Origin of the sequence: Micromonospora sp. NPDC006431, assembly GCF_042870725.1 — a bacterium.
Lineage (GTDB): Bacteria > Actinomycetota > Actinomycetes > Mycobacteriales > Micromonosporaceae > Micromonospora.
On sequence record NZ_JBIAHQ010000034.1, the window covers coordinates 23,922 to 46,756 of the forward strand.

A 22,835-nucleotide genomic window follows, 5' to 3' on the forward strand; every position below is an offset into this window, starting at 1 on the left:
GCTGGCGCTGCGGGCGTCGTCGCTGCACGCCCAGGTTCGTGTCGTTGGCCTGGTCCGCGTCGACGGACAACGTCGGTGTGATCGGCTACCAGGTACGCCGGAGTGGAGCGGTTGTCGCGACCACCTCGGCGAGGTCCTACACGGTGAGCGGACTCAACCCCGGCACGGCGTACACCTTCACGGTCACCGCGCAGGATGCCGCGGGCAACGTATCGCCCGCGTCCAACGCCGTGACGCAGACGACCGACCCGGCGGCCAACACGAACCTGGCTCGCGGAAAGTCGACCTCGGAGAGCGGCCACAATCAGGTCTACGGATCCGGGAACTCGGTCGACGGCGACGCAAACACCTATTGGGAGAGCGTGAACAACACCTTTCCACAGTGGTGGCAGGTCGATCTCGGTTCCGCGTCGGGGATCGGCCTGCTCATCATGAAGCTGCCGCCCTCGTCCGCCTGGGCGACGCGCACCCGGACGCTCTCGATCCTCGCCAGCACTGACGGCTCGGCCTTCGACACGATCGTCGGCTCGGCCGGGTACACGTTCAACCCGGCCACCGCCAACACCGTCACCGTGACCTTCGCCAACACCATCGTCCGGTACGTGCGGCTGAACGTGACGGCCAACAGCGGCTGGCCGGCGGGCCAGCTGTCCGAGGTCGAGATCTACTCCGCGTAATGGGGTTCATGAGGGTGCCGCCAGGAGTCCTGGCGACACCCTCATGGCAGTTCAGCAATTCGATACCCAGGCGGCGGTGTCCGGGGGCAGCTGGGTTCCGTCCAAGGGACCGCTGCTGAGCAGCACCGTCCCGGCCATGGGCAGTTCGGTGGCCCGGTCCGACAGGTTGACGACGCAGACGAAGCGGCCCTGCGGGCCCCGGCTGAAGGCGAGGACGGACTCGGGCGCCGGTAACCATGTGAACGGACCGTCCCCGAGCGCCGGTTCGCCGCGCCGGCAGGCCAGCGCCCGCCGATACAGCTCCAGCATCGAGTCCGGATCGCCGGTCTGCGCCGCGACCGTCCGGTCCCGCCACGCCGGCGGTTGCGGCAGCCAGGGCTCCCGCGCGTCGGGTGGGCTGAAGCCGAAGGGTGGCTCCTGGCCCGACCAGGGGACCGGCACCCGGCAGCCGTCGCGGCCGAGGTTCTCGCCCTGGGTGCGCAGGAACATCGGATCCTGCCGCAGCGCCTCGGGAATGTCCTCCACCTCTTCCAGGCCGAGCTCCTCGCCCTGGTAGAGGTAGGCCGAGCCGGGCAGGGCGAGGGTGAGCAGGATGGCGGCGCGGGCCCGGCGCAGGCCCAGCGTCCGGTCGGTGGGTGCGCCGAGCTGCCGGTATTCGAGGTTGAACGACGTGTCGGCGCGACCGTAGCGGGTGACGTGCCGTGGCACGTCGTGGTTGGACAGCACCCAGGTCGGCGGCGCGCCGACCGGGGCGTGCACGGCCAGCGTCTCGTCGATGACCTGGCGCAGCGCGTCCGGTTCCCACGGGCAGCCGAGGAAGGCGAAGTTGAAGGCGGTGTGCAGCTCGTCGGGGCGCAGGTAGGCTGCGAACCGGTCCGCGTCGGGCAGCCACACCTCGCCGATCAGGGCGCGCGGCTCGGGGTAGCTGTCCGCGATCGCCCGCCACGACCGGTACACCGCGTGCACCTCGTCCCGGTCGGTGTAGGGGTGGGGGAACGGTGGGTCGGTGTGATCGAAGTCGGTCAGCGCCGGATCCTTCATCAGCAGCGCGGCGGAGTCGATGCGTATGCCGTCGGCGCTGCGGTCGAACCAGAACCGCAGGACGTCCTCGAACTCCTCGCGGACCTTGGGGTTCTCCCAGTTGAGGTCGGGTTGCTCGGCGGCGAACAGGTGCAGGTACCACTCGCCGGGCGAGCCGTCCGGGTTGCTGGTCCTGGTCCACGCGGGGCCGCCGAAGATGGACTGCCACTCGTTCGGCGGCAGTTCGCCGTCCTCGCCCCGCCCTGCTCGGAAGCAGAACAGGTCGCGGGAGGCGGATCCCGGTCCGATGCGCAGCGCCTCGAGGAACCAGGGACTGGCGGTGGAGGAGTGGTTGGGCACCACGTCGACGATGATCCGGATGCCCCGCTCGTGCGCCTCCCGGATCAGCTCCTCGGCCTCGGCCAGGGTGCCGAAGACCGGGTCGATGGCCCGGTAGTCGGCCACGTCGTAGCCAGCGTCCGCCTGCGGTGACGCGTACCAGGGGTTGAACCACACGGCGTCGACCCCGAGCGCCTCGAGGTGGTCCAGGTGCGCGCGTACGCCGCCGAGGTCGCCGATGCCGTCGCCGTTGCTGTCGGCGAAGCTGCGGGGGTAGATCTGGTAGATGACGGCAGAACGCCACCATTCGGTGGGAAGTGCGCGTGCCCTGGTGGCTTGAGGGGCGTGGATTTCCGCCACGGACTACCTGCTTTCTCGTGCGTACGGTGCTGTCGGCCGCCGCCACGTCGGGTGGTGGTGGCCGGGCATCACGTCGAGGGGACGCGGACCTGGGTCAGCCCTTGAGGCTGCCGCTGGTGAGGCCGGACATGATGTTCTTCTGGAAGATCAGGAAGAACACGATCGTGGGGACGGCGGCGATGACCGCGGCGGCGACCACCACGTTCATCGGGGTGCCCGCGGAGAACGCGTAGATGCCGACGCTCACCGTGCGGGTTTCGGGTGAGGGCATGACCAGTTTCGGCCACAGGAAGTCCTTCCAGACCGCGGTCACCGCGAAGATGGAGACCACGCCCAGGATCGGACGGGAGATCGGCAGGACGATCGACCACAGCGTCCGCAGTGGCCCCGCGCCGTCGATGGTGGCCGCCGCCATCAGGTCCTCGGGGATGGCGTCGAAGAAGCGCTTCAGCAGGAAGATGTTGAAGGCGTTCGCCACCGCCGGCAGCCAGATCGCGAAGGGCGAGTCGAGCAGGTTGAGGTGCAGGATCGGCAGCTCGATCACGGTCACGTACTGCGGGACGATGAGCACCATCGCCGGGATCATCAGCGTGGCCAGCATCAGGCCGAGGATCAGGTTGCCGAGCACCGGTCGCAGCTTCGACAGGGCGTACGCCGCCGCGGTGTCGAGCACGAGCTGGAACAGCAGCGCCCCGGTGGCGTAGTAGAACGTGTTGAACAGCAGCTTGGCGAGGTTCAGGTTGGTCCACGCGTCGGCGTAGTTCTGCGGCCGCGGATCCTCGGGGAACAGTGTCGGGGGAGTCTGGGCGATCTCCTGGCCCGACTTCAGCGCGCCCGTCATCATCCAGTAGAGCGGCCCGAGGAAGACGAGCGTGAAGCCCACGACGACGGCGACCAGCAAGATCCAGTAGACGACCTTACCGCGGCCCCGCCGCAGCTGGGCGGGGGAGATGAGGGTACGGCCCCCGGAGTCCTGTGCCATGGTCACCCCGTCCTAGTCCTGTCGTGCGGCCAGCCGCGCGTAGACGGCGGAGAAGCCGCCCAACGCCACCAGCATGAGCACGCCGAGCGCCGCAGCGCCGTTGAGGTCGTTCTGGAAGAACCCGTGCTGGTAGATGAGGTACGCCACCGAGGTCGCGGAGTCCTGCGTGCCGGCGCCGTTGGCGAGGATCAGCGGCTCGATGAACAACTGCATCGTGGCGACGATCTGCAGCATCGCCATCAGGGTGAGGATCAGCCGGGTCTGGGGGATGGTCACGTTGACGATCCGGCGCCAGACCCCGGCCCCGTCGAGCTCCGCCGCCTCGTACAGCTCACCGGGGATGTTCTGCAGCGCAGCCAGGTAGATCAGCACGGCGCCGCCCATGTTCATCCAGGTCGACGCGATCACCATCGCCGGCATGGTCATCGTCGACGACTGCATCCACTCCGACGTCGGCAGGTGCAGCGCCGCGAGGATGGCGTTGAACAGGCCGGCGTCGCTCGGGTCGTACACGTAGAACTTGAACAGGAACAGCGCCGACGCGGGTGGCAGCATCACCGGCAGGTAGACCAGAACCCGCAGGTAGCCCTTTGCGTGGCGAAACTCGTTGAGCATGATCGCCACGGCGAACGGCACCACGTACCCGAGGATGAGCGCGAGCAGGGTGAAGTAGAGGGTGTTCTTCCACGCCGTCCAGAAGCTGGGGTCGTTGACGACGCGGACGTAGTTGTCCCAGCCGACCCAGGTGGTCTCGCCCCGCCGGGTCCGCTGGAAGCTCATGACGACGCCGCGGATCATCGGGTACCAGGCGAAGAGGGCGAAGCAGAGCATCGCCCCGATCAGGAACGCGGGTCCGGTGAGGTTGTCCCGCACCTTTCGACCGAGGCGGGCACGCGCGCGACGACCGGGAGGCGGCTGCCGGCTGCCGGGCTGCTGGCTGGTGCCGGCAACGGTGGTGAGAGCCATGTGCGAGCTCCTGGACGTGGGGGCGGTTGGCCTGCGGACGACGGGCGGGGCCGGGAGCCGGCCCCGTCCGTATGCTCATCCGTTGCTGGCCAGGAGCTGGTTGACCTTGGATTCGGCCGTCTTGAGCAGCGCGTCGACGTTGGCGTTCGGGTTCGTCAGCACCCCTGACATCGCGGCGTCGAGTACCGCGTAGATCGCCTGCGCGTTGCGGGGCTCGCCCTTGATCGGGGCCGGGCTCGCCTCGAAGGCCGTGAAGTTCTCGACCGGGACGTTCGCGTTCGCCTTGCGGAGCTCCAGTTCCTGCTTTTGCGCGTCGCTGCCGACGGCGAACAGCGTCGGCTGGGGGAGACCGACCGGCTGGTTCTGCGGCTTGGCCCGTAGGTAGTCGAACTGGCCCTTGCCCGGGGTCAGCTTCTCGAACGCCAGCCACTTCAGGCCGGCCTCGGCCTGCTCCTTGGTCAGGCCCTTCTTGAAGAAGTAGCCCTCGCCGCCGCCGAGGGTCCCCTTCGCCGGGCCGTCCTGGCCGGGCATCGGGGCCATCGCCCAGTCCTGGTACTTGCCCTGGAACTGGGTCACGATCGCGGTGGTGGCGTCCGGTGCGCCCACGAACATGCCGACTTTGCCCGCGCCGGCGAGGGTCAACAGGTCTCCCCAGCCGAGCAGCTGCCGCTGACCCATGCTGTTGTCGCCGTACCGCATGTCCTTGAGGTTCTGCAGGACCTGCTTGCCCATCGGGTTGTTGAAGTCGGCCTTCTTGCCGTCGGCCGTCACTATCTGGCCGCCCTGCGCGTACATCTCGGCGGTGAAGTGCCAGCCGCCGGTGTTGCCGGCGCTGTAGTCGGCGTACCCGGCGATGCCGTTGCCGAGGGCGGCGATCTTCTTGGCGGCCGCCCGGACGTCGGACCAGGTCTTCGGCGGGTTGTTCACGTCGAGCCCGGCCTGCTGGAACAAGGCCTTGTTGTAGAGCAGCCCCATCGAGTAGTTCTTCGTCGGGATGGCGTAGAGCTTGCCGTTGTCGGTGAAGACGTCCTTGAGCGCCGGGTCGATGCTGTCCCAGGTCGGGACCGTGTTCTTGTTGGCGTAGTCGGTGACGTCCATCGCCTGGCCGGAGTCGAGCACCTGCTGCAGGTCGGTCATGTACCCGTAGAACAGGTCCGTCACCGTACCGCCGGCGAGGCGGGCGGTGAAGTCCGGCGGGTTGTTGCACTGCTCGCCGACGCTCACGCTCTTGATGGTGATGGTCGGGTTCTGCCGCTGGAACTCGGCTACGTCGTCGTTCCAGTTCTTCACCAGGTCCTTCTGCGAGCCGACCGGCATGCAGTCGACCGTGATGGTGACTTTGCCCTTGGCGTCGGTCGACCCGTCGTCGCTCTTGGTGGAGCACGCCGCGAGGCTGAGCCCCAGGCCGGCCGCGAGGGCTACCACCGCGGCCCTTCGGTAGTGCGGTAGCGACATCTGTCCATCCCTTCGGGAACGGGCGTTCGTAGTGGTGGGTCCCGCGATGGCCGTCACCGCGGCGGTGTGGTGCTGCTTCCCGAGTCACCCAAGGACGAGGTCGACCCCGGTGGCGTGGAGGCGTGGCGTGAGTCGTCACTGTAGCGATGGCGACTGATGGTCGCAAGGTTTCGACTGAGTATTGCAAAGAACCGACCCAAATGCGTAACCACGCTCGTTGCTCGACGTGACAGCGATGGCACCGCGATCGGCGCGAGCTACCAAAGGTCCTGCTGGAGTCCAGGGCACACCGACCAAACTCGACCTGTCGCTGCAACCAGCAGCGCCCGGGACAGGCACTGGTCGAACCCTTCCCCGGACCCCAGTCTCAGGGGCACCGACCTGCTGGCCGTGGCCGTCTCCGCCGGCACCCACGATCCGCAACTGTCCGAAGTCACCGTCGGCAAGCCATTGGACCTGGCTGCGCTCGGACACCTTGACCAGCCCGGGCTGGATCAACCAGCCTTACGCCTCGGCGACCCAGCCCCGCGGCGGCAACGCCTGGCAGCAGCGCACCATCCGGCCCACCGCCGTGGAGCTCTCCGCCACGGGCCTGTGGCGACCGTACGTGCCACGGGCGTCAGCACCGCCGTGCCCGACCTCCGCGTGTCGAACGCTCGGCCGCCGCGCAGCGGCGCCCTGGCCTCGGCGGCGCGGCGCCGGCGGCGCAGCCACGCGCCCCAGACAGGTGCGTGTTGTCCTCGACGGGCTGCCGCCGCGTGCAGGCAGAGCAGCCAACGCTGACGGCATGGTAGGTCCGCCGACGGCTGGACGTTCACGGGCGTTGCTCTCGGACGGAAGAGGCAGCGGCACGGATCTGGCGGTTGGTGATGATGGCGTAGCTGGCGAGGGTGGCGGCGAGCAGGATTAGGAGGATTACCGGTCTGGTGATCGTGGCGACAATGACGGCGACGAGTGCGACGCATGGCAGTGCGGCAGCTAACCGTCGGCGGGGCAGGGACCGCAGCGATACCCAGCCCAGTGCCAGGCCGCTGAGGATCCAGATGATGATCGCTGCGGCGAGCAGCAGCCGCAGGGTGAGGGGGAGCACCGGTGCGCCAGATGCGGCCAGTCGTACTATCTGGCCGAGTGACCAGCCGAGGAAGAGCAGAGCGGCGCCGTACGGTAGGTGCAGGTAGGCGTAGGCCTGACCCCCGCGTAGTCGGGGCAGCGCCAGCCGGGTCGTGACGAAGGTGGTGTAGATCCACCAGATCGAGGCTGGCATGACGAACGCGACGAGCGCGGCTGCGATGGCGCGCGGCGGTGGATGATCACGCAGCGCCGCCAGCATGTCAGTCAGCGATACGCCGAGCAGGATGATCGTGAATTGCCCGATCCGTTCCGGCAGGTGAGAGGTGTCCACCGGGAACCGGGCGAGGCGGCGGATGCCGAGCCAGGGCGTGACCAGTTCGATGCCGAATGCGGTGATCCAGATCGCGGGCCGGATGTGGGCGGGCGCGGCGAGCGAGGCGAGCCACATCAGGCAGGCCAGGCCGAAGCCGGTGAAGTAGACGGTCGTCAGCTCTCCGGCCGATCTGCTACTTATTCGTGCCCTCAGGTACTGCACCAGCAGCGACCCGCGCACGACGAGGTAGCCGACTGGCAGCAGCAGCGTGTCGGGAGCGTCGCCGACACCGGCCGCGATCGCTCCGGCGCCGGCCATGGCAGCCAGCACGATCAGCCGGTGCGGGCCGTCGTCCGGGTCGTATCGGCTGTCGTGGAAGACCTGGCCGACCCAGGCCCACTGCACCAGTGCGAAGAGGCCGAACGTGATGGCGGCATCCTGCGTGCGGGGTGAGGCGTGGGATCCGAGCCGGCCGGCGACGGCAGCCAGGGCCAGCACGAACACCAGGTCGAAGAAGAGTTCCAGCCAGGTCGCGTGACGTTCGCCCTCCTGACGTCGTCGGGCTGGCGCGCGGAGTCCCAGGCGCTCGACCAGACGAAAAAACCGCGACTCGTTCGTCACTTAAGTTGCCGGCGGGACGCCCTGGCCGACCGTTCCGGCCGGGGCCCGCCCCCTGCTGCTGTGCGTTGTGTGAACGGCCCTCGCCCTGAATTTGCCCATCTGGGCACGGACCGGTTCGGTTTCCAGCCCTAGCACCCGGTAGGTCAGCCCCGCGTCATTTGGCAGCCGATTGACTCCGGCGCTGGGTAGTTGGGTCGGCTCGCCGCGGTACGGCGCCAGCTCCGGCATGTCGTCCAAGGAGATCAGGCGTGGACCGGGGCGTCCGGCGGTGGCCCGGCGGACAGCTGGCCGAGGTCGGCCGGTTGGGGCAGGTCGAAGAGGGCGTGGTATCGGATGAGCGAGATCAGTTTGTCGATCCCCGCACCAGTCTTGCAGTTGGTGAAGACGAAAGGCTGCCGCCGCCGAACACGGCCTCGTCGCTGAGGGTGCATAGGTCCCGCTCGATTTCGATGTAGAGGTCCATGCCGACCCGCCGCCCAGGCCTGGCTGCTTCTCCCCGCCGGCCTCAGCGGTGAAATTGAAGCCGCGACTGCAGGCCCGCCGGATTGCCGCTGGGTGGTCCGGCTGATAACCAGGGACCGGGCCGACGCCGGTCCAGCCGTTCACCAGGCCGTTGAATCTGTACGCCCGTTGCCGGCCCGCGTACGGCACGAGCTGGACGGTCTTCCGGTCGCCCGGCTCGAACCGGATCGGCGTACCGGTGGGGATGTCCAGCCGCCAACCGAAGGGCGCCGCCCGGTCGAACGGAAGGTTCCGGTTCGTATCGAAGAAGTGGAAGTCTGAGCCGATCTGGATCGGCCGGTCGCCGGTGTTGCGGACCTCAATCCGCATGGTGGGTCGGCCCGCATTGAGTTCCAGTGGCTCCTCCGAGAGGACGTAACCGCCAACGGGCTCCCGGTGTTTCATGGCGGATCCGGGGTGCCGCGTCGCCACCTACTTCCTCACATTCCTCTCGGGCCTGGCCCGCCTACTGAGGGCAACCGTGGGCCATCCTCTACTACCCCCTGGTGAGGGAGTTCGTCCCTCACCAGGAGGTGCTGCTTGCGGACAGCGTGCCAGCGGGGACTCTATCCGGGCCTACCACCCGAAGCGGCCAAATACCCACCAAGATGCATATAGTGCTACAGGTCTCGGTACTCTCCCGGCTATGACCGAGCCGAGCCGGACCGGCGCCGCCAGCGCAGGGGCACACGGGTCGCCACATCCAGGAGCCGACCCGAAATGGTGGACTCTCACGGCGGTCTGCGTGGGCACGTTCATGCTGTTGATCGACCTGACGATCGTGAACGTGGCACTGCCCGACATCCAGGCGTCGCTGGGGGCGTCCTTCTCCGACGTGCAGTGGGTCGTGGACGCCTACGCGCTGACCCTGGCCGCACTCCTGCTGACCGCAGGGTCCCTGGCGGACCTGTACGGCCGCCGCCGCATCTACCTGGTCGGCGTGGTCGTCTTCACCGCCGCGTCCGCGCTCTGCGGCATCGCGCAGTCCCCGCTCATGCTCGAACTGGCCCGTGGCCTGCAGGGCGTCGGTGGGGCCATCATGTTCTCCGTCTCACTGGCCCTGCTGGCCAACGCGTTCCGCGGTCCCGAGCGCGGCGTGGCCTTCGGCGTCTGGGGCGCCCTGGCCGGGCTCGCCGCAGCCGTCGGTCCCATCATCGGCGGCGTGCTGGTGTCGAGCCTGTCCTGGCGGTGGATCTTCTTCGTCAACGTGCCCATCGGTGTCATCGCCCTGGCCCTGACCATGCTGAGGGTTGCCGAGTCACGCGACGAGCAGGCCAAGCGCCCGGACTGGCCGGGCTTTGCGATCTTCTCCGGGGCACTGGCCGCCTTGATCTACGCGCTCATCGAAGCGGGACGCAGTGGTTTCACGGGGGCGGAGGTCATCGCATGCTTCGCCGCGGCCGCAGTGCTGCTCATCGCCTTCCTGCTGGTCGAGGCTCGCAGTTCGCACCCGATGTTCGAGCTACGGCTGTTCCGGGTGCCCACCTTCGTCGGTGGCGACATCGCCGCGTTCGGCCTTTCCTTCAGCATCTTCGCCATGCTGCTCTACGTGGTCCTCTACCTGCAGAACGTGCTCGGTTACAGCGCGCTTCAGACCGGCGTGCGGCTGCTCGTCCTCTCCGCCGGCGTCCTGGTCGCCAGCACAGTGGCGGGGTGGCTGAGCGAGAAGGTGCCGATCCGCACCATCGTCGGCCCAGGGCTGGTGCTGGTCGGCGTCGGGCTGCTGCTCATGCGCGGCTTGACCGCGGCCTCGTCGTGGACACACCTGATCCCGGGGCTGATCATGGCCGGCGTGGGCGTCGGGTTCGTCAACCCACCGCTGGCCTCCACCGCGGTCGGGGTCGTGGAGACACGTCGATCGGGGATGGCCTCGGGTATCAACCTGACGTTCCGGCAGGTCGGCCTTGCTACCGGCGTCGGGCTCTTGGGCACCCTGTTCGCCAACCGGCTGACCACCGTGGTGCAGACCCAGGTCGCTGGAACCCCGCTCGCCCCACACAGCGCCGACATCGCGGCGGCACTGCGCAACGGCAGCGTGAGCCGATTGTTCGCCACCGTCCCGCCACAGCAGCGCGGCCTGCTCGTCGAGATCGCGCGCGGCAGTTTTGCCAGCGCCCTGAACGAGATCCTGCTCCTCGCGGCGATTGTCACCATCGTCGCCGGGGTGCTGTCCTTCGGCATGATCCGCTCCAAGGACTTCGTCTCGCCCCCACAGGGGTGATCCGCCGGCCACGGATGACGGCACCCGTCGTCGGACCGGTGAGACCGGAGAAACTCAACCATGGACGGATCGCTGGCGGGACGCTGGCCGCAAAGGGCTTCGTTGGAGGAAAGTCCCGAACGCGGGCAAGAAGGGGCAGTACGGTGCGACGAGATCCATATCGCTGAGGGCATGCTCTGGCGGGAAACGGGGGACGATGGCGATCGGAAACGAACGCGGACGAAGCGAGGGTATGTTGCCGTCCGCATCGCCCCGCCAAGCGGCGGTCCTGACTCAGTTGATCGCCGGTCCCGGGCGCGCGGATGCCGTCCAGGACGCCCTTCTTCGGCTGACGCAGGCGACCCGGCAGGAGGGCGGCAACGTCAGTTACGACGTGCATCAGGTCAACTACACGCCCATGAATGGGCGGGCTTGCGGATCACTGTCCTCGCCGGCTGCCAGGCTAGGCCGCGTGCGGGCGATTGACTGCGCCCCAGCTCACGACACCACGCGAAGCGATGTTGCGAGCCGCATTGTGGTCGGCGTGGGCAACGACCCCACACGACCGACAGATGAAGGTTTCCTGGTTGGGTCGGTTCCGTTTGTCCCGATACCCGCAAGCTGCACAGGTCTGGGAGGTGTACCGGGGGTCGACCTGGACCAGCGGTACACCCGCCCGGCGCGCCTTGTAGACCAGGAACGCGCCGAGTTGCTGGAACGCCCACGAGTGCAGCGTGACCCGTTGGGGCTTCCTCAGCCGGACCCGGTCGCGGATCCCCGTCAGTTTCTCGACGGCGATTCCGCGGCCGGTGCGTGCAGCCTCGGTCACGATGCTCTTGGCGATGGTGTGGTTGATGTTCGCGGTGTGCCGCGTTTCCTTCCGGCGGCGGCGGGCCAGGAGCCGTTTCGCCGACTTGGTGTCTTTCTCCTGCAACCGCTTCCTGAGCCGCTGCTGGCGGCGCCGGTAGCCGTTGAGCTTGGTTCCGGCGTAACGGGTGTCGTCGGAGTCGTAGGCGATGTTCGCGATCCCCATGTCGACACCGAGGAATCCGTCCGGCTCATAGACCTGCGGCTCGTCCACCTCAACCGTGGCGTACAGGAACCACATGCCGTCCCGGTGCACCAGGTCGGACTCGCCGACCGGATGGGTTTCGACGGCCTTAATCTGGTCGGGGGAACCGGTGAACGCGACCTGTTTGAGCCGCCCTTGCACGGTCCAGATGGAGACGACGCGGGCGTCGTGCCGCCACGACAGCATCCTTGCGTCGTAGGGCTGGGCGGCGTCCCAGCGGAACATGATCGGGTTGGTCTCGACCTTGCGGCGGCGCTTCGATCCGGGCTTGCCATAGTTGCCGGCCTTGAGGTTGCCTGCGAGCGTCTTGTAGACGTCGGCGACCTTCTTGATGACGTGCTGGGCGGCCTGCGCGCCGAGCCCGTAGTCGTCCTTGATGCCGTGGTAGGCGTGCCGGCGCAGGTCGTAGTTGCGGTAGCAGCCGATCTCCCGTGCCATCACTGCGACGTCGGATGCTGCCGTGTTGCAGGCGCCCAGGGTCGCCTCCAGCGCCGCAGCCTCGTCGGGCGTCGGCAGGAGTTTCACCTGCACCACCAACTTCACACCATCATCGTACCTTTTGGTCTATGTCACCACGATGGACCCCAGACCCGGAGGTTCGCCGGGGACGCTCGGTTGTCTACAACCTTCACGCGCACTTGGTCTTTACCACGAAGTACCGGCGCGGGGCGCTCACCGATCCGATCCTCACCCGCTGCCAGCAGGTCATGGCCGAGGTGTGCCGGGACTTCGGCGCCGAACTGCGGGAGTTCAACGGCGAGGACGACCACGTGCATCTGCTCGTCCACTACCCGCCGAGCGTCGCCCTGTCGCGGCTGGTCAACAGTCTCAAGGGCGTCTCATCTCGATACCTGCGCCGCGAGTTCGCCGGACACCTGCGCAAGTACCTGTGGGGCGAGCATCTGTGGTCGCCCTCGTACTTCGCCGGATCATGCGGCGGCGCGCCCCTCACGGTGGTCAAAAAGTACATCGAGAACCAGAAACGTCCCGGTCCGTGACGGCGTTCCTCCCGGCCGTAAACGGCCAGGGCTCCCGCCTTATCAACCGCTGAAGAACAACCCGGCCGCGTTCTACGTGCTCGGCAACTGGGCGGACGAGCAGGCCCTGGACGCGCATCTGGCGAGTACACACGTGCGGCAGTGCCTCACGGAGACCGTCGCGGGCGAGATCGTCGCCCCGTACACGCAGTGGCGCATGCAGATGCTGTCGGAACCCGACACCCGGCTCGACCGCCCACGGCCGGTCGGGAACTCGCCGGCGCAGGTGACCCTCGTGCCGTTCTTCACGATCAAGGCTGACGAGGAGGCCGCGGTTGGCGACTGCCACCTGGAGATGGTCGCGATCACCCGCGCCGAGCCCGGGTGCCTGGGCTACGACCTCTACCAGTCGGTCGAGGACCCGTCGGTCATGTTCCTGTACGAGAACTGGACTGAGCAGGCGGCCCTCGACAAACACATGAACACCTCCAACTTCTACCGCACGTGCGGGGCGAGATCGACAAACGCCTCATCGCCCCGTGGACCGCGCACATGATGATGATGATCAGCGAGCCCCACCGGGAGCCGATCACGGCCTGAAGTCCTACCCGCCGCCGCGCGCTGTGGGTGTTGTCATTGTCGCCGCCATCTTGTTGGGGCGGATGGTCGGGATCACGAACTGGAGCAAGCAGACGTGAAAGCGGTGGTGTACGAGGACGTCCGGACTGTCGGCGTACGCGAGGTGCCGGACGCGGGGCTGGAGGCGGAGACCGACGCGCTGGTGCGGATCAGCTCCAGCGCCCTGTGCGGCACGGATCTACACATGTACGACGGGCGGACGGGCGCCACGCCCGGACTGGTGCTCGGCCACGAACCGCTGGGCGTGGTCGAGCAGGTGGGCAACGCCGTGCAGACGATCCGGCCGGGCATGCGGGTGGTGATCCCCACGCACCTGTTCTGCGGCACGTGCGCAATGTGCGCCCGAGGGCTCTCCGCGGCCTGCCTGCGGGCCCGACCGGAAGGGGTGGGTGCCGCGTACGGCTACGCCGGGATGGGCCCCTACCCGGGTGCCCAGGCCGACCTACTCCGCGTGCCGTGGGCGGATGCGAACTGCGTACCGATGCCCGGCGACCCTGGCGACGCGCACGAGGACGACTTCGTCCTGCTCGCCGACGCGTTCGTCACCGGCTGGCACGCCGCCGCCACCCTCGCTGGGATCGAAGCCGGGGACACGGCGGCCGTGTTCGGCGCCGGCGCCATCGGGCTGCTCAGCGCGTACTCAGCGCTGCTCCTCGGTGCCCGCGTCGTGTACTGCGTGGACGGGGTGGACGCCCGGCTCGACAAGGCCGGCGAGGTCGGCGCAGTCCCGATCGACTTTCGCCGTGGCGACCCCGTCGAACAGATCCGCGAACACCGGGCACGGGCCGGGCTGCCGCTCGGCGAGGAAAAACTGAACGGGATCGACAAGGTCATCGACGCGGTCGGATTCCAGGCCCGCGACCGCGAACACCCTGACCAGGAACGCCCCAACCAGGTGATCGCGGACGCCGCCCGGCTGGTGAACCCAACCGGTTCGATCGGCGTCGCCGGGGTGTACCCGGATACCGACCTGCAGCCCCGCTCTGGCGCGACCGCCCACGAAGACCTGGTCGCGCCATGGGGAACGCTGTTCAGCAAAGGCGTCGCCGTCCGGTTCGGCCGTACCCACGACCGCCGTTACACCCTGCTCCTTCGCGACCTCGTCGTCTCCGGACGAGCCCGGCCCGGTGTCATCGTCACCCACCACGGTGCCCTCACCGACGCGCCCCAGCTCTACCAGCGCTTCGACCGCCGCGACGACGTGATCAAAGCGGTGCTGCATCCCTGAAGGGGCCGCCAAGCTTCCGAGCGCTCGGACGCGGGAAATACCAGATCCTCTCTCGATCATCTCACGTGGAGGCGGACTTGAGCTGCGGGACCGTACGGATCACCGGCGGCCAAGTGGAACCGGACGGTCTGGCTGACCCTGAACGGTCAGGGGCACCAGTTATCTGACCGTGCGACTGCCCCCTTGGGTGACCGGGCGGTGTATGACGGTGGAATGAGTGGCGAGGGTTCGTTCGCGGTGGCGCTTCGTGTGGCGCGTCACGCCGCCGGACTGACGTTGGAGGAGTTGGCTGAGGCATCTGGTGTGAGCGTGCGGGCGTTGAGCAACATGGAACGCGGGCGGGCGCTTGGGCCACAGCGGCGGACGGTGGCGCTGATCGCCGACGCGCTCAAGCTTGGCGGCGTCCGCCGGGACGAATTCGTCGCGCTCGCCAAGGTCGGGCGTACGCGGCCTGCGTACATGACCGCCGCGCCTGGCCTGTGCGAGTTGCCGGGATCGATCGGGGATTTCACCGGCCGGGCGGCCGAGCTGGCGTGGATCTTCCGGTTGGTGGATGCGTTGGACGAGTCGGGTGGCCGGTCCAATGTCGGGGTGATCTCCGGCGGCGCCGGGCTGGGTAAGACAACCCTGGTGGTACGGGCCGCGGACCGTCTGCGCGACCGGTTCCCCGGCGGGGTGTACTTCCTCGATGCGCTGGGGATGAGTGCGCGCCCGGTCGGCAGTGACGAGATGCTGGCGCGTGTGCTTCGGGCGCTGGGCGTGCGGGATCAGCAGCTTCCGGAGGATGCGGCCGAGCGTGCTGGGCGTTACCGGCAGTTGCTACGGCAAAAGCGTGTGCTCGTGGTGGTGGACGATGCGACGTCAGAGGCACAGGTGCGCCCGCTGATACCCGGTGGTGGGCAGAGCCAGCTCCTGGTGACCAGCCGCCGTCTGCTGGCCGGGCTGGAAGGCGTACACCGGCTTCATCTGGATCCGATGCCGGCGGCTGACGCGTCCGAGTTGCTCAGGCGGATCCTCGCCGAGCGGGCGGACGTGCCGGATGACCACGACGTGCAGAGCCTGGTGGATTTGCTGGGTGGGCTGCCTCTGGCGGTACGCATCGTGGGAAACCGGCTGGTATCGCGGCCGATCTGGAGTACGGGCGATCTGGTCGCGCGGTTGTCGGTCGATCAGCGGCGGCTGGATCAGCTCAGCGCGGGTGACCTGAAGGTCGCGGCGGCCTTCGACATGTCGTACGAGCAAATGCCGGACGCGGCGCGGCAGTTGTTTCGCCGCGCCGCGCTGGTGTCCGGCCCGGATTTCAGCGCAGCCCTGGCGGCGGTGCTCGGCGGCGTCGCCGTGCCGGTTGCCGAGGACCAGCTCGACGATCTGGTCGATCTGGGCCTGATGGAGATCGCGGAGGGCGACCGGTATCGCTTCCACGACCTGGTGCGGCTGTACGCGCAGCAGCGGCTTGAGCAAGAGGACTCAGCCGACATGGTGATCGCCGTCCGCCGGCAGATGGTCTCTTGGCTGCTGGCGACCGTTACCGCAGCCGGGCGATGGTTCGGTCCGGACGCAGGCCAGTCCGCGGGTCCCGTTTTCGCCTCGGCCGAGGACGCCAAGGCCTGGATACGCATCGAGGCGGAACACTGGTTCCCGGCGCTCGGCGCCGCTGCGGTCGACGGGGACCACCACGCCGTGGTTCGCGCCGCCAGTGCCTTGCACTGGTTCGCCGAACACTGGGTGCATTGGCCCCGCTGGCTCGAGGTGTTCACGCTCGCATTCGACTCGGCGGTCGCGCTCGGCGACGCCGGACTTCAGGCCGAATTCCTCAACCACATTGCCTGGGCCCACACCTTGCCATGGCGCAAGGACATGCCAACCGCACTGGGTTATGCGCAGCGGGCGCTGAGCTTGGCCCGCCAGGCCGGCAACCTCCGGCAGGAGGGATGGGCCCTGACGTACATCGCGGCCGCCCACCGCGGGGTGGGCGACCTCGAGGCCGCGCTGACCGCGGTACGCCAAGCAGCCGTTCTGCTCGATCAGGCTGGCAACGTGCGGGACGTCAACCAGGCACTGCTGGCCAGCGGCACCATCGCCTTCGACCTCGGTGACGTGGCAGAAGCACTTGCCGCCTACCAGCGTGCGTTGGCACTGGTGGAAGATCCCGCCTCCGGCATGTCAGCGGAGATCGCCGAAGCGGAACTCCCGCACGTCCTCGGCCTCACCGCCCGGGCCCTTGGACGCGTCGGCCGCCGCGACGAAGCCATACCGATGATGCTGCGCGCAGTGGATCTCTTCGGCCGCCTGCAGGTCTTCATGGGGCAGGCGGCGTGGTTGCGGATACTCGGCGAGGAACTCTACGACGAGGACCACGCCGCCCAAGCGCGAGCCAGCCTGCTACAGGCGGCTGACCTGTACGAGTCGGTCGCGCAGCACGACCGCGCCAACCACTGCCGGGCCAGAGCCGCAGCGATAGGAGCAGGCAGCGGCGAGTAGTTCTGCCTGCTGCTCTGCCTGTTCCGGCACCTGCGCTACGGCTTGCATGGGATGCGAAGCGGCGGGCGATCCGCCCGCCCCGGTACTCGGGAGCATTCCATGAGCACACCAACCATCCGCAATGTGGTCTTGGTCCATGGCGGCTTCGTCGACGGATCAGGCTGGCAGGGCGTGCATCGCCTGCTGACCCGGGACGGCTTCACCGTCAAGATCGTGCAGAACCCCACCCTCTCACTCGAAGGCGACGTCGCCGCGACCCGCTACATCCTCGACGGGCTCGACGGCCCGGCCGTGCTGGTCGGCCACTCCTACGGCGGCGCGGTCATCAGCGAAGCGGGCGCTCATGAACGGGTAGCCGCACTCGTCTACATCGCGGCGTTCGCCCCAGACAAGGGCGAGTCGGTCAACACCCTGATCGCCGACCCGCCGCCCGGCGCCCCGGTCCCGCCGATCCTGCCGCCCCGCGACGGATTCCTGTTCCTCGACCGGGACAAGTTCCCCGCGTCGTTCGCCGGTGACCTGCCCGCCGACGAGGCTGCCTTCCTGGCCGACTCCCAGGTGCCGTGGGGCGTCGAGGCACTGGCCGGTGCGGTCACCGAACCGGCGTGGCGGCACAAGCCGAGCTGGTACCTGGTCGCCACCGAGGACCACATGATCCCGCCGGCCGCGCAGCGGGCGATGGCCACCCGCGCCGGCGCCGTCACCGCCGAGGCGATCGGCAGCCACGCCATCTACGCCTCCCAGCCGGCCGCGGTCGCCGACCTCATCCGCCAAGCCGTCGCATCGGCCACCTACTGATCACCACCACGTCAGGAGCCTTCATGCCCGCCAACGTCTCCCGGCGTACGTTCGTCGCCGGCGTCAGCGCCGCGGTCGCCACCTCCGCGATGGCCATGGCGGCCAGCCCGGCCGCCGCCGACCGCACCCGTCCCCCCAAACCCACCGTCGTGCTCGTCCACGGCGGTTTCGCCGACGCCACCGCCAGCTGGGCCGGCGTCGTCGAACGGCTGCAAGAGCGTGGCTACCCGGTGATCGCACCAGCGACCCCGCTGCGCAGCCTGCCCACCGACGCCGCCTACATCGCCAGCCTGCTGCACAGCATCAACGGTCCGGTCATCCTGGTCGGTCACTCCTACGGCGGCGCGGTCATCACCAACGCCGCCGCCAGCGCCCCCAATGTCAAAGCCCTCGTCTACGTTGCCGCGTTCGTCCCCGACACCGGCGAGGCCCTCGGCCAGCTCATCACCAAGTACCCCGGCAGCGAGATCCAGGCCGCCCTCAACCCGGTCCCGTACCCGAACCCGGACGGCACCACCGGCACCGACCTGTACCTCCAGGCCGACAAGCTTCGCCAGGTCTTCGCCGCCGACCTGCCGGCATCGACCACCAAGATCATGGCGACGACGCAGCGGCCGTTCAGCGCCGCCTGCTTCACCGACCTGACCCAGGCCGCCGCCTGGCACACCATCCCTTCGTGGGGCTTGATCGCCACCGATGACAAAGCCATTCCACCCGCGCTGCAGCGCTACGAATACCAGCGGGCCGGCTCACAGACCGACGAGGTCGCCGCCTCCCACGTGGCCATGGTCAGCCACCCGGATCTCGTGATACAGCTCATCGTCGACGCCGACAGAGGCACCCGCTGACCCTCCGATCCGTCTAGAACCAGCCATGAGATGCGGGGCCCTGTCCTCCTCAGGGCCCCGCACGGGAACTCCAACCGCCGGATACCGAGCCCGCCTCCGTCACTTGTCCATGGCGTACCGCCTGGATCTGTCGTCCGCCACGTCAAGTGCCCAACAGCGCCCTACCGGGCGGAAGGTGCCGCGGTCTGACGTTGCCGAGCATCGGCGCTTCGGCCGGCCGACAGGACAGCGCCATGTCCGGCGCGTCGGCCTAGGCCAGCCCGGAACAAGCGGGTTCATCGACATTGCGCGCGACGTCAAGACGCAAGGTTAGCGCCCGCACGGCCATCGGATCGGGGAGGATGCCGGCATTGGCCGTGCTGCAAGGCAAGCTGTCGGAGGAGTCCGGATGACCGAGTTGTTCCCGCCGATCCCGCTGTCCGCCTGGGCGGACTCGAAGGAAACCGTCCACCGGTTCACACAGATCGTCGGCAAGATCCGGCTGGACCAGGCACCACCGCGCAACCACTGGTGGCATGTGCCGTTCCATCTGACCGGCCGCGGCATCACCTCCCGACCCATGGGCCGGGACCTGATGTTCGCCATCGACTTCGACTTCGTCGACCACCGCCTTGTCATCAACACCCTCGCCGGCCAGACGGCCTCCTTCCCGCTGCCCGGCCTGTCCGTCGCCGCGTTCCACGAGCAACTGTTCACCGCGCTGTCGCACTTCGGCATCCGCGCTCACATCGCTGGCAAGCCCTACGATCTGACCGACAGCATCCCGTTCGCCGAGGACACCACGCACGCCGCGTACGACCCGCACTGGGTCAACCGGTACTGGCAGGTACTCAGCCAGCTGGGACTCGTGCTGGAGGGCTGCTGGTGACGTCCCGTACACGATCTTGGGGCCGGTGTACTTCTTCGACAACGCCCTCGGCGGGGCGGACCGCATTCGCAGTGGGCTGCTCGACCTGCCGCTGCCGGCGGATCGGCCGCTGCAGCAGCTTGCCCGCACCGACCTCGGCGTCTTCGCCGCGCAGGTGCTTCTCGACCCCGCCCCCTATGTCGGGCGGCGCATCGAGCTGGCCAGCGATGCCCCTACGCCGGCCCAGATGGCGGCCGCGCTGAGCGCGGCGCTGGGACGGGAAGTGCGCCATGAGAGGGTGCCGCTGGCCGAGATCGGCAATCCGGACATGCACGCGATGTGGACGTTCTTGAATGGGTCGGGCTATCAGGTGGACATCGCCGCGCTGCATGCCGCCCACCCCGAGGTTGGTTGGACCAGCTTCGCGGAGTGGGCCGACCGCACGTTTGGATCTGCTTTGTGAACCCTCCCGGCTAAGGACGTCGTTGGGGCTCACGCTCGGTCTCGGCGCGCCCCGCTCCCGTGGCGTGACGTGACGCGAAAGGGGTCAGCCGAGCGCCTCGGTCTTCCGCCGTGACCAGCCGAGCTGATGGCAGCTGACGCGAATCATGTGGCGACACAATGGAGGCGTGGACCAAGGCCCTTCTCCACAAAGGGCCGGCTGCTAGTCTCACGGCATGAGCACCCATGCTGAGCATGGGTGCCGCAAATTCGTGTACGAATCCCCCCTCGGACACCAGTACGAACGACACAGGCTTTGGGCCGCTGACCTGGCAGAACTCAGGTTAGCGGCCTTGATCGTTTTTCGGGCTGTTTGCCGCCAGGGGATCACCACGGGATCACGGGCCCTGAACCGTGCCGTCCGCTGCAGCGGACGGCGCGATCTTGTGTCCGGCGTGCGATCCGGTTGCGGTCCCACCGTTACGCATATAGGTGCGTCGGCGGCGGAGCCCGCAGGACACCGGGTCGAGGCCGCCGCGTTCACGTGGAGGAACGGTGGCGCAGATCGAGAAGAGGCAGTACGAGGGCGGCAAGGTCACCCGCTGGCGGGTGAAGTGGCGCATCGGCGGCACGGGCAAGTGGGACGGCCAGCAGTTCGACTACCAGGTGGACGCCAAGCGGTTCAAGGCACTCGTCGACGCCGCCGGCAACCATCGGCCGACGCCGGAGCAGCTGGCCGAGCACGGGTTCGCGCACCTGGTGCCCGCCGGCGTGGCCGCCCCGGCGCCCGAGCCGGCCGAGGGCGTGCTGACATTCCGGGCGTACGCCGAGGAGTGGCTGGGCCAGCTGGTGAAACCGCACCCGGAGACGGTGCGCAAGTACCGGGAGCGCCTGGAGAAGCACGTCTTCCCGCGGCAGGGCGACCGGCCGATCGCCGAGATCACCCGGCGGGAGATGCGCGAGTGGCAGCAGGGCCTGCGCGACGCTGGCCTCTCGGCGAAGACGATCGCCAACATCCGGGGTGAGACGGTGGTGCCGATCTTCAAGGCGGCGTGCCGGCCCGGCGAGGACGGCGAGCCCGCCATGCGGACGTCGAACCCGATGGACGGGCTGCCGCTGCCGGAGGGCCCGCGCGCCGAGCGGGACATCCTGGAGAGCCCGGACGAGGCCCGGCTGTTCCTGGAGGCGGCGTACCAGGTGGACCCGGAGGCGGCGGACCTGCTGCTGTGCAAGCTGGCGACCGGTCTGCGCTGGGGTGAGGTGTCAGCGCTGCCGCCCCGGGCGGTGAACGTCGCCCGCTCCACGGTGTCCATCGTGCAGGTCCTGCGAAAGGTGAACCGGCGGTGGGTGGTCGAGCCCAAGCCGAAGACGAAGCAGGGCTACCGGGAGGTGCCGCTGCCGGCGTCGGTGATGCGGATGGTCGCCGACCGGGTGGCGGCCGCCAGCCGGGAGGCGGGGCGGCAGTTCGTGTTCGTGGCGCCGCGCGGCAACCACTGGCGGTACGAGGACTTCTACACGGACCGGTGGGTGAAGATCCGCGATCTGGCGCGCGAGAAGGGTCTGCCGCGCCGGATGACGATGCACCGGGCTGCGGCACTCGCTGCTGACGCTGCTGGCCACGGAGGGCGTCGACCTGGCGGCGCTGCGGACGATGGCCGGGCATGCGAGCGTGACCACGACGATGAACGTGTACGTGCACGCGACCCGCCGGCACCACGAACCGGTCCGGCAGATCGTCGGAGGCTTCCTCGGCGTCGACGAACTGGCGGCCGCCGGGCGGTTAGGCCAGGGTCTGGCCGTCACAACCTGAGGCTGATCCGTCGCCTGCTGCCGGGCACGGCATGGACAGTGCCCGGCAGCGACGCTCGTTTGGCTGCTGAACTGGCGCTCAGGGCGAAAGCGGCGCGAAGGTGTCGGGATCGATTCCAGCAGCCCGTCCCTACCGAACATTGGCCCACTCGATCGGCGTATCGGCTTATATGGGTCCCATGGAGGTCACCAAGGACGGACGAAGCTGGCGGATCGGTACGGCTGGCGACGTCGCCTGGATTGCTGGTAAAACCACGGAAGGTATCTCGATCACCACAGCGATACCGCCGGTGTTCGACGCCTACGCCACCTTCTACCCGCCCGACGGCGTGAGTGTCCAAGCCCATGAACGCGCTGTGATCGACGTACTCACCCAGCACACCCCCTGACCAGCCCTGGTGGCTGGGCTATCTCGACACGGGCGCCCACGACATCGTCTTCCCCCTCGCTCCGAAGGTGTCCCTCTACTGGAACTGGCCCTACCTGCTGGTCGAAGCAGGACCCGAACAAGCCCTCACCTGGCGGACCGGTCACATGCGCGGCGAAGGACCATTGCCCGATCTGTTCTTCCCTGCAGATCACTCCTGGCTCGTCTCCGCCCTCTGGGACGACCTATGGACCGACATCGGCGGCACGGCCGCCCTGATTACCGCCCTGCACCGCAATCCGCTGGTCAACGCTCGCCGGGTCGGGACCGACGAAGACGCCCTTCCGCCAGGACTCACGCGCGACTAGTCACACGCGCTCCACAGACTGGTGCAGCAGCTGCGACCTCGCTCGCTCCGGCACGCAGCAGGGGCAGCGGCGTTGGGGAGCCCTGCCTATCCTCTCGGCCATGGGAGCTCTCAAGCCGTGGCACCTGTTGGTCCTGACGCTCTTCTGTCTCTTGCCAACTGCTGCGGCGATTGTTGGCGGGGTCTGGGCAGTCCGCCGATCTCGTAACCGTCGCTGAGCCACTTCTGCCACTGACAGTCAAGGCTGCCGGGCCACCCCACGGGCCACAAGCGGGTGCCACCAGGGCCATGTCAGGCCGTCCAGGACCGAACCGACCAGCGGCTACCCTTGCAGAACAAGGGACTACCAGCCCTCCCGGACCAGAGCCAAAGCAAAGTCGGTTGATTATGGCCGGGATGCGTTGAGCAGGGCGGGGATGAGCATTTTGTCGGCGTGGTGGCGTTCCATGACTTGCT

At 68.4% G+C, this 22,835-nt stretch carries 18 protein-coding genes and 2 pseudogenes; 13 read left to right on the forward strand and 7 right to left on the reverse strand.

Annotation, left to right across the window (positions count from 1 at the left end):
- The first annotated feature begins 38 nt into the window (after nucleotides 1-38).
- A complete protein-coding gene (locus ACFYM6_RS32985; protein WP_387281378.1) occupies nucleotides 39-677 on the forward strand; it encodes a discoidin domain-containing protein in 639 nt (212 codons plus the stop codon).
- Between the two features lie 51 nt (nucleotides 678-728).
- Here the strand turns inward: ACFYM6_RS32985 and ACFYM6_RS32990 are convergent, their stop codons facing one another.
- The 6 genes and pseudogenes from ACFYM6_RS32990 to ureB form a co-directional block, all read right to left on the reverse strand.
- On the reverse strand, nucleotides 729-2,396 hold the full coding sequence (locus ACFYM6_RS32990; protein ID WP_387281380.1) for a glycoside hydrolase family 13 protein: 1,668 nt from the start codon (nucleotides 2,394-2,396) through the stop codon (nucleotides 729-731).
- A 94-nt stretch (nucleotides 2,397-2,490) separates the two neighbouring features.
- A complete protein-coding gene (locus ACFYM6_RS32995; RefSeq protein WP_387281381.1) occupies nucleotides 2,491-3,378 on the reverse strand; it encodes a carbohydrate ABC transporter permease in 888 nt (295 codons plus the stop codon).
- 12 nt (nucleotides 3,379-3,390) lie between these two features.
- The gene (locus ACFYM6_RS33000; protein WP_387281382.1) at nucleotides 3,391-4,344 is read right to left on the reverse strand and encodes a carbohydrate ABC transporter permease; all 954 of its coding nucleotides are present in this window, start codon (nucleotides 4,342-4,344) and stop codon (nucleotides 3,391-3,393) included.
- A gap of 75 nt (nucleotides 4,345-4,419) precedes the next feature.
- Nucleotides 4,420-5,799, reverse strand: coding sequence for an ABC transporter substrate-binding protein (locus tag ACFYM6_RS33005; protein ID WP_387281383.1), 1,380 nt, complete (start codon nucleotides 5,797-5,799; stop codon nucleotides 4,420-4,422).
- Between the two features lie 814 nt (nucleotides 5,800-6,613).
- A complete protein-coding gene (locus ACFYM6_RS33010) occupies nucleotides 6,614-7,804 on the reverse strand; it encodes a low temperature requirement protein A (protein WP_387281384.1) in 1,191 nt (396 codons plus the stop codon).
- A 597-nt stretch (nucleotides 7,805-8,401) separates the two neighbouring features.
- Nucleotides 8,402-8,710, reverse strand: a pseudogene (gene ureB / locus ACFYM6_RS33015) (urease subunit beta); the annotation flags it as partial.
- A 241-nt stretch (nucleotides 8,711-8,951) separates the two neighbouring features.
- Between ureB and ACFYM6_RS33020 the strand changes: the two are divergent.
- On the forward strand, nucleotides 8,952-10,526 hold the full coding sequence (locus ACFYM6_RS33020) for an MFS transporter (protein ID WP_387281385.1): 1,575 nt from the start codon (nucleotides 8,952-8,954) through the stop codon (nucleotides 10,524-10,526).
- A gap of 442 nt (nucleotides 10,527-10,968) precedes the next feature.
- On the opposite strand, the gene ACFYM6_RS33025 is transcribed toward ACFYM6_RS33020, so the two are convergent.
- Nucleotides 10,969-12,120 carry an RNA-guided endonuclease InsQ/TnpB family protein gene (locus ACFYM6_RS33025; RefSeq protein ID WP_387281386.1) on the reverse strand — a complete coding sequence of 384 codons (1,152 nt, stop codon included), beginning with the start codon at nucleotides 12,118-12,120 and terminating at the stop codon, nucleotides 10,969-10,971.
- Nucleotides 12,121-12,143: 23 nt separating this feature from the next.
- Here ACFYM6_RS33025 and tnpA point away from each other — a divergent pair, with 23 nt between their 5' ends.
- From tnpA to ACFYM6_RS33080, 11 genes and pseudogenes are all read left to right on the forward strand, one after another.
- Nucleotides 12,144-12,575, forward strand: coding sequence for an IS200/IS605 family transposase (gene tnpA, locus ACFYM6_RS33030; protein ID WP_387281387.1), 432 nt, complete (start codon nucleotides 12,144-12,146; stop codon nucleotides 12,573-12,575).
- Nucleotides 12,478-13,110 carry a putative quinol monooxygenase gene (locus ACFYM6_RS33035; protein WP_387281396.1) on the forward strand — a complete coding sequence of 211 codons (633 nt, stop codon included), beginning with the start codon at nucleotides 12,478-12,480 and terminating at the stop codon, nucleotides 13,108-13,110. The genes tnpA and ACFYM6_RS33035 overlap by 98 nt, the downstream gene beginning before the upstream one ends.
- A gap of 138 nt (nucleotides 13,111-13,248) precedes the next feature.
- Nucleotides 13,249-14,421: an alcohol dehydrogenase catalytic domain-containing protein gene (locus ACFYM6_RS33040; protein ID WP_387281388.1), complete on the forward strand. Its 1,173-nt coding sequence runs from the start codon at nucleotides 13,249-13,251 to the stop codon at nucleotides 14,419-14,421.
- A gap of 213 nt (nucleotides 14,422-14,634) precedes the next feature.
- Nucleotides 14,635-16,902 (forward strand): ATP-binding protein, encoded by a 2,268-nt coding sequence (locus ACFYM6_RS33045; RefSeq protein ID WP_387281389.1) that lies wholly within the window; start codon nucleotides 14,635-14,637, stop codon nucleotides 16,900-16,902.
- A 99-nt stretch (nucleotides 16,903-17,001) separates the two neighbouring features.
- Nucleotides 17,002-17,700, forward strand: coding sequence for an alpha/beta fold hydrolase (locus ACFYM6_RS33050; RefSeq protein WP_387281390.1), 699 nt, complete (start codon nucleotides 17,002-17,004; stop codon nucleotides 17,698-17,700).
- A 23-nt stretch (nucleotides 17,701-17,723) separates the two neighbouring features.
- Entirely contained in the window at nucleotides 17,724-18,548 is an 825-nt protein-coding gene (locus ACFYM6_RS33055; RefSeq protein ID WP_387281391.1) for an alpha/beta fold hydrolase, read from the forward strand.
- 388 nt (nucleotides 18,549-18,936) lie between these two features.
- The gene (locus ACFYM6_RS33060; RefSeq protein WP_387281392.1) at nucleotides 18,937-19,416 is read left to right on the forward strand and encodes a DUF5996 family protein; all 480 of its coding nucleotides are present in this window, start codon (nucleotides 18,937-18,939) and stop codon (nucleotides 19,414-19,416) included.
- A 16-nt stretch (nucleotides 19,417-19,432) separates the two neighbouring features.
- Nucleotides 19,433-19,858: an NmrA family NAD(P)-binding protein gene (locus ACFYM6_RS33065; protein WP_387281393.1), complete on the forward strand. Its 426-nt coding sequence runs from the start codon at nucleotides 19,433-19,435 to the stop codon at nucleotides 19,856-19,858.
- Between the two features lie 848 nt (nucleotides 19,859-20,706).
- Nucleotides 20,707-20,754 (forward strand): annotated as a pseudogene (locus ACFYM6_RS33070) (hypothetical protein); the annotation flags it as partial.
- Between the two features lie 724 nt (nucleotides 20,755-21,478).
- Complete coding sequence (locus ACFYM6_RS33075; protein ID WP_387281397.1) at nucleotides 21,479-21,646, forward strand: hypothetical protein; 168 nt, start codon at nucleotides 21,479-21,481, stop codon at nucleotides 21,644-21,646.
- Between the two features lie 455 nt (nucleotides 21,647-22,101).
- The gene (locus ACFYM6_RS33080) at nucleotides 22,102-22,380 is read left to right on the forward strand and encodes a hypothetical protein (protein WP_387281394.1); all 279 of its coding nucleotides are present in this window, start codon (nucleotides 22,102-22,104) and stop codon (nucleotides 22,378-22,380) included.
- The last annotated feature ends 455 nt before the right edge of the window (nucleotides 22,381-22,835 follow it).

Excerpts from the sequence above, each read along its gene's own strand:
- ACFYM6_RS32995 (WP_387281381.1), bottom strand. The coding sequence starts at position 3,378 with ATGGCACAGGACTCCGGGGGCCGTACCCTCATCTCCCCCGCCCAGCTG.
- ACFYM6_RS33000 (WP_387281382.1), bottom strand. The coding sequence starts at position 4,344 with ATGGCTCTCACCACCGTTGCCGGCACCAGCCAGCAGCCCGGCAGCCGG.
- ACFYM6_RS33005 (WP_387281383.1), bottom strand. The coding sequence starts at position 5,799 with ATGTCGCTACCGCACTACCGAAGGGCCGCGGTGGTAGCCCTCGCGGCC.
- ACFYM6_RS33020 (WP_387281385.1), top strand. The coding sequence starts at position 8,952 with ATGACCGAGCCGAGCCGGACCGGCGCCGCCAGCGCAGGGGCACACGGG.
- tnpA (WP_387281387.1), top strand. The coding sequence starts at position 12,144 with ATGTCACCACGATGGACCCCAGACCCGGAGGTTCGCCGGGGACGCTCG.
- ACFYM6_RS33045 (WP_387281389.1), top strand. The coding sequence starts at position 14,635 with ATGAGTGGCGAGGGTTCGTTCGCGGTGGCGCTTCGTGTGGCGCGTCAC.
- ACFYM6_RS33050 (WP_387281390.1), top strand. The coding sequence starts at position 17,002 with ATGAGCACACCAACCATCCGCAATGTGGTCTTGGTCCATGGCGGCTTC.
- ACFYM6_RS33055 (WP_387281391.1), top strand. The coding sequence starts at position 17,724 with ATGCCCGCCAACGTCTCCCGGCGTACGTTCGTCGCCGGCGTCAGCGCC.
- ACFYM6_RS33060 (WP_387281392.1), top strand. The coding sequence starts at position 18,937 with ATGACCGAGTTGTTCCCGCCGATCCCGCTGTCCGCCTGGGCGGACTCG.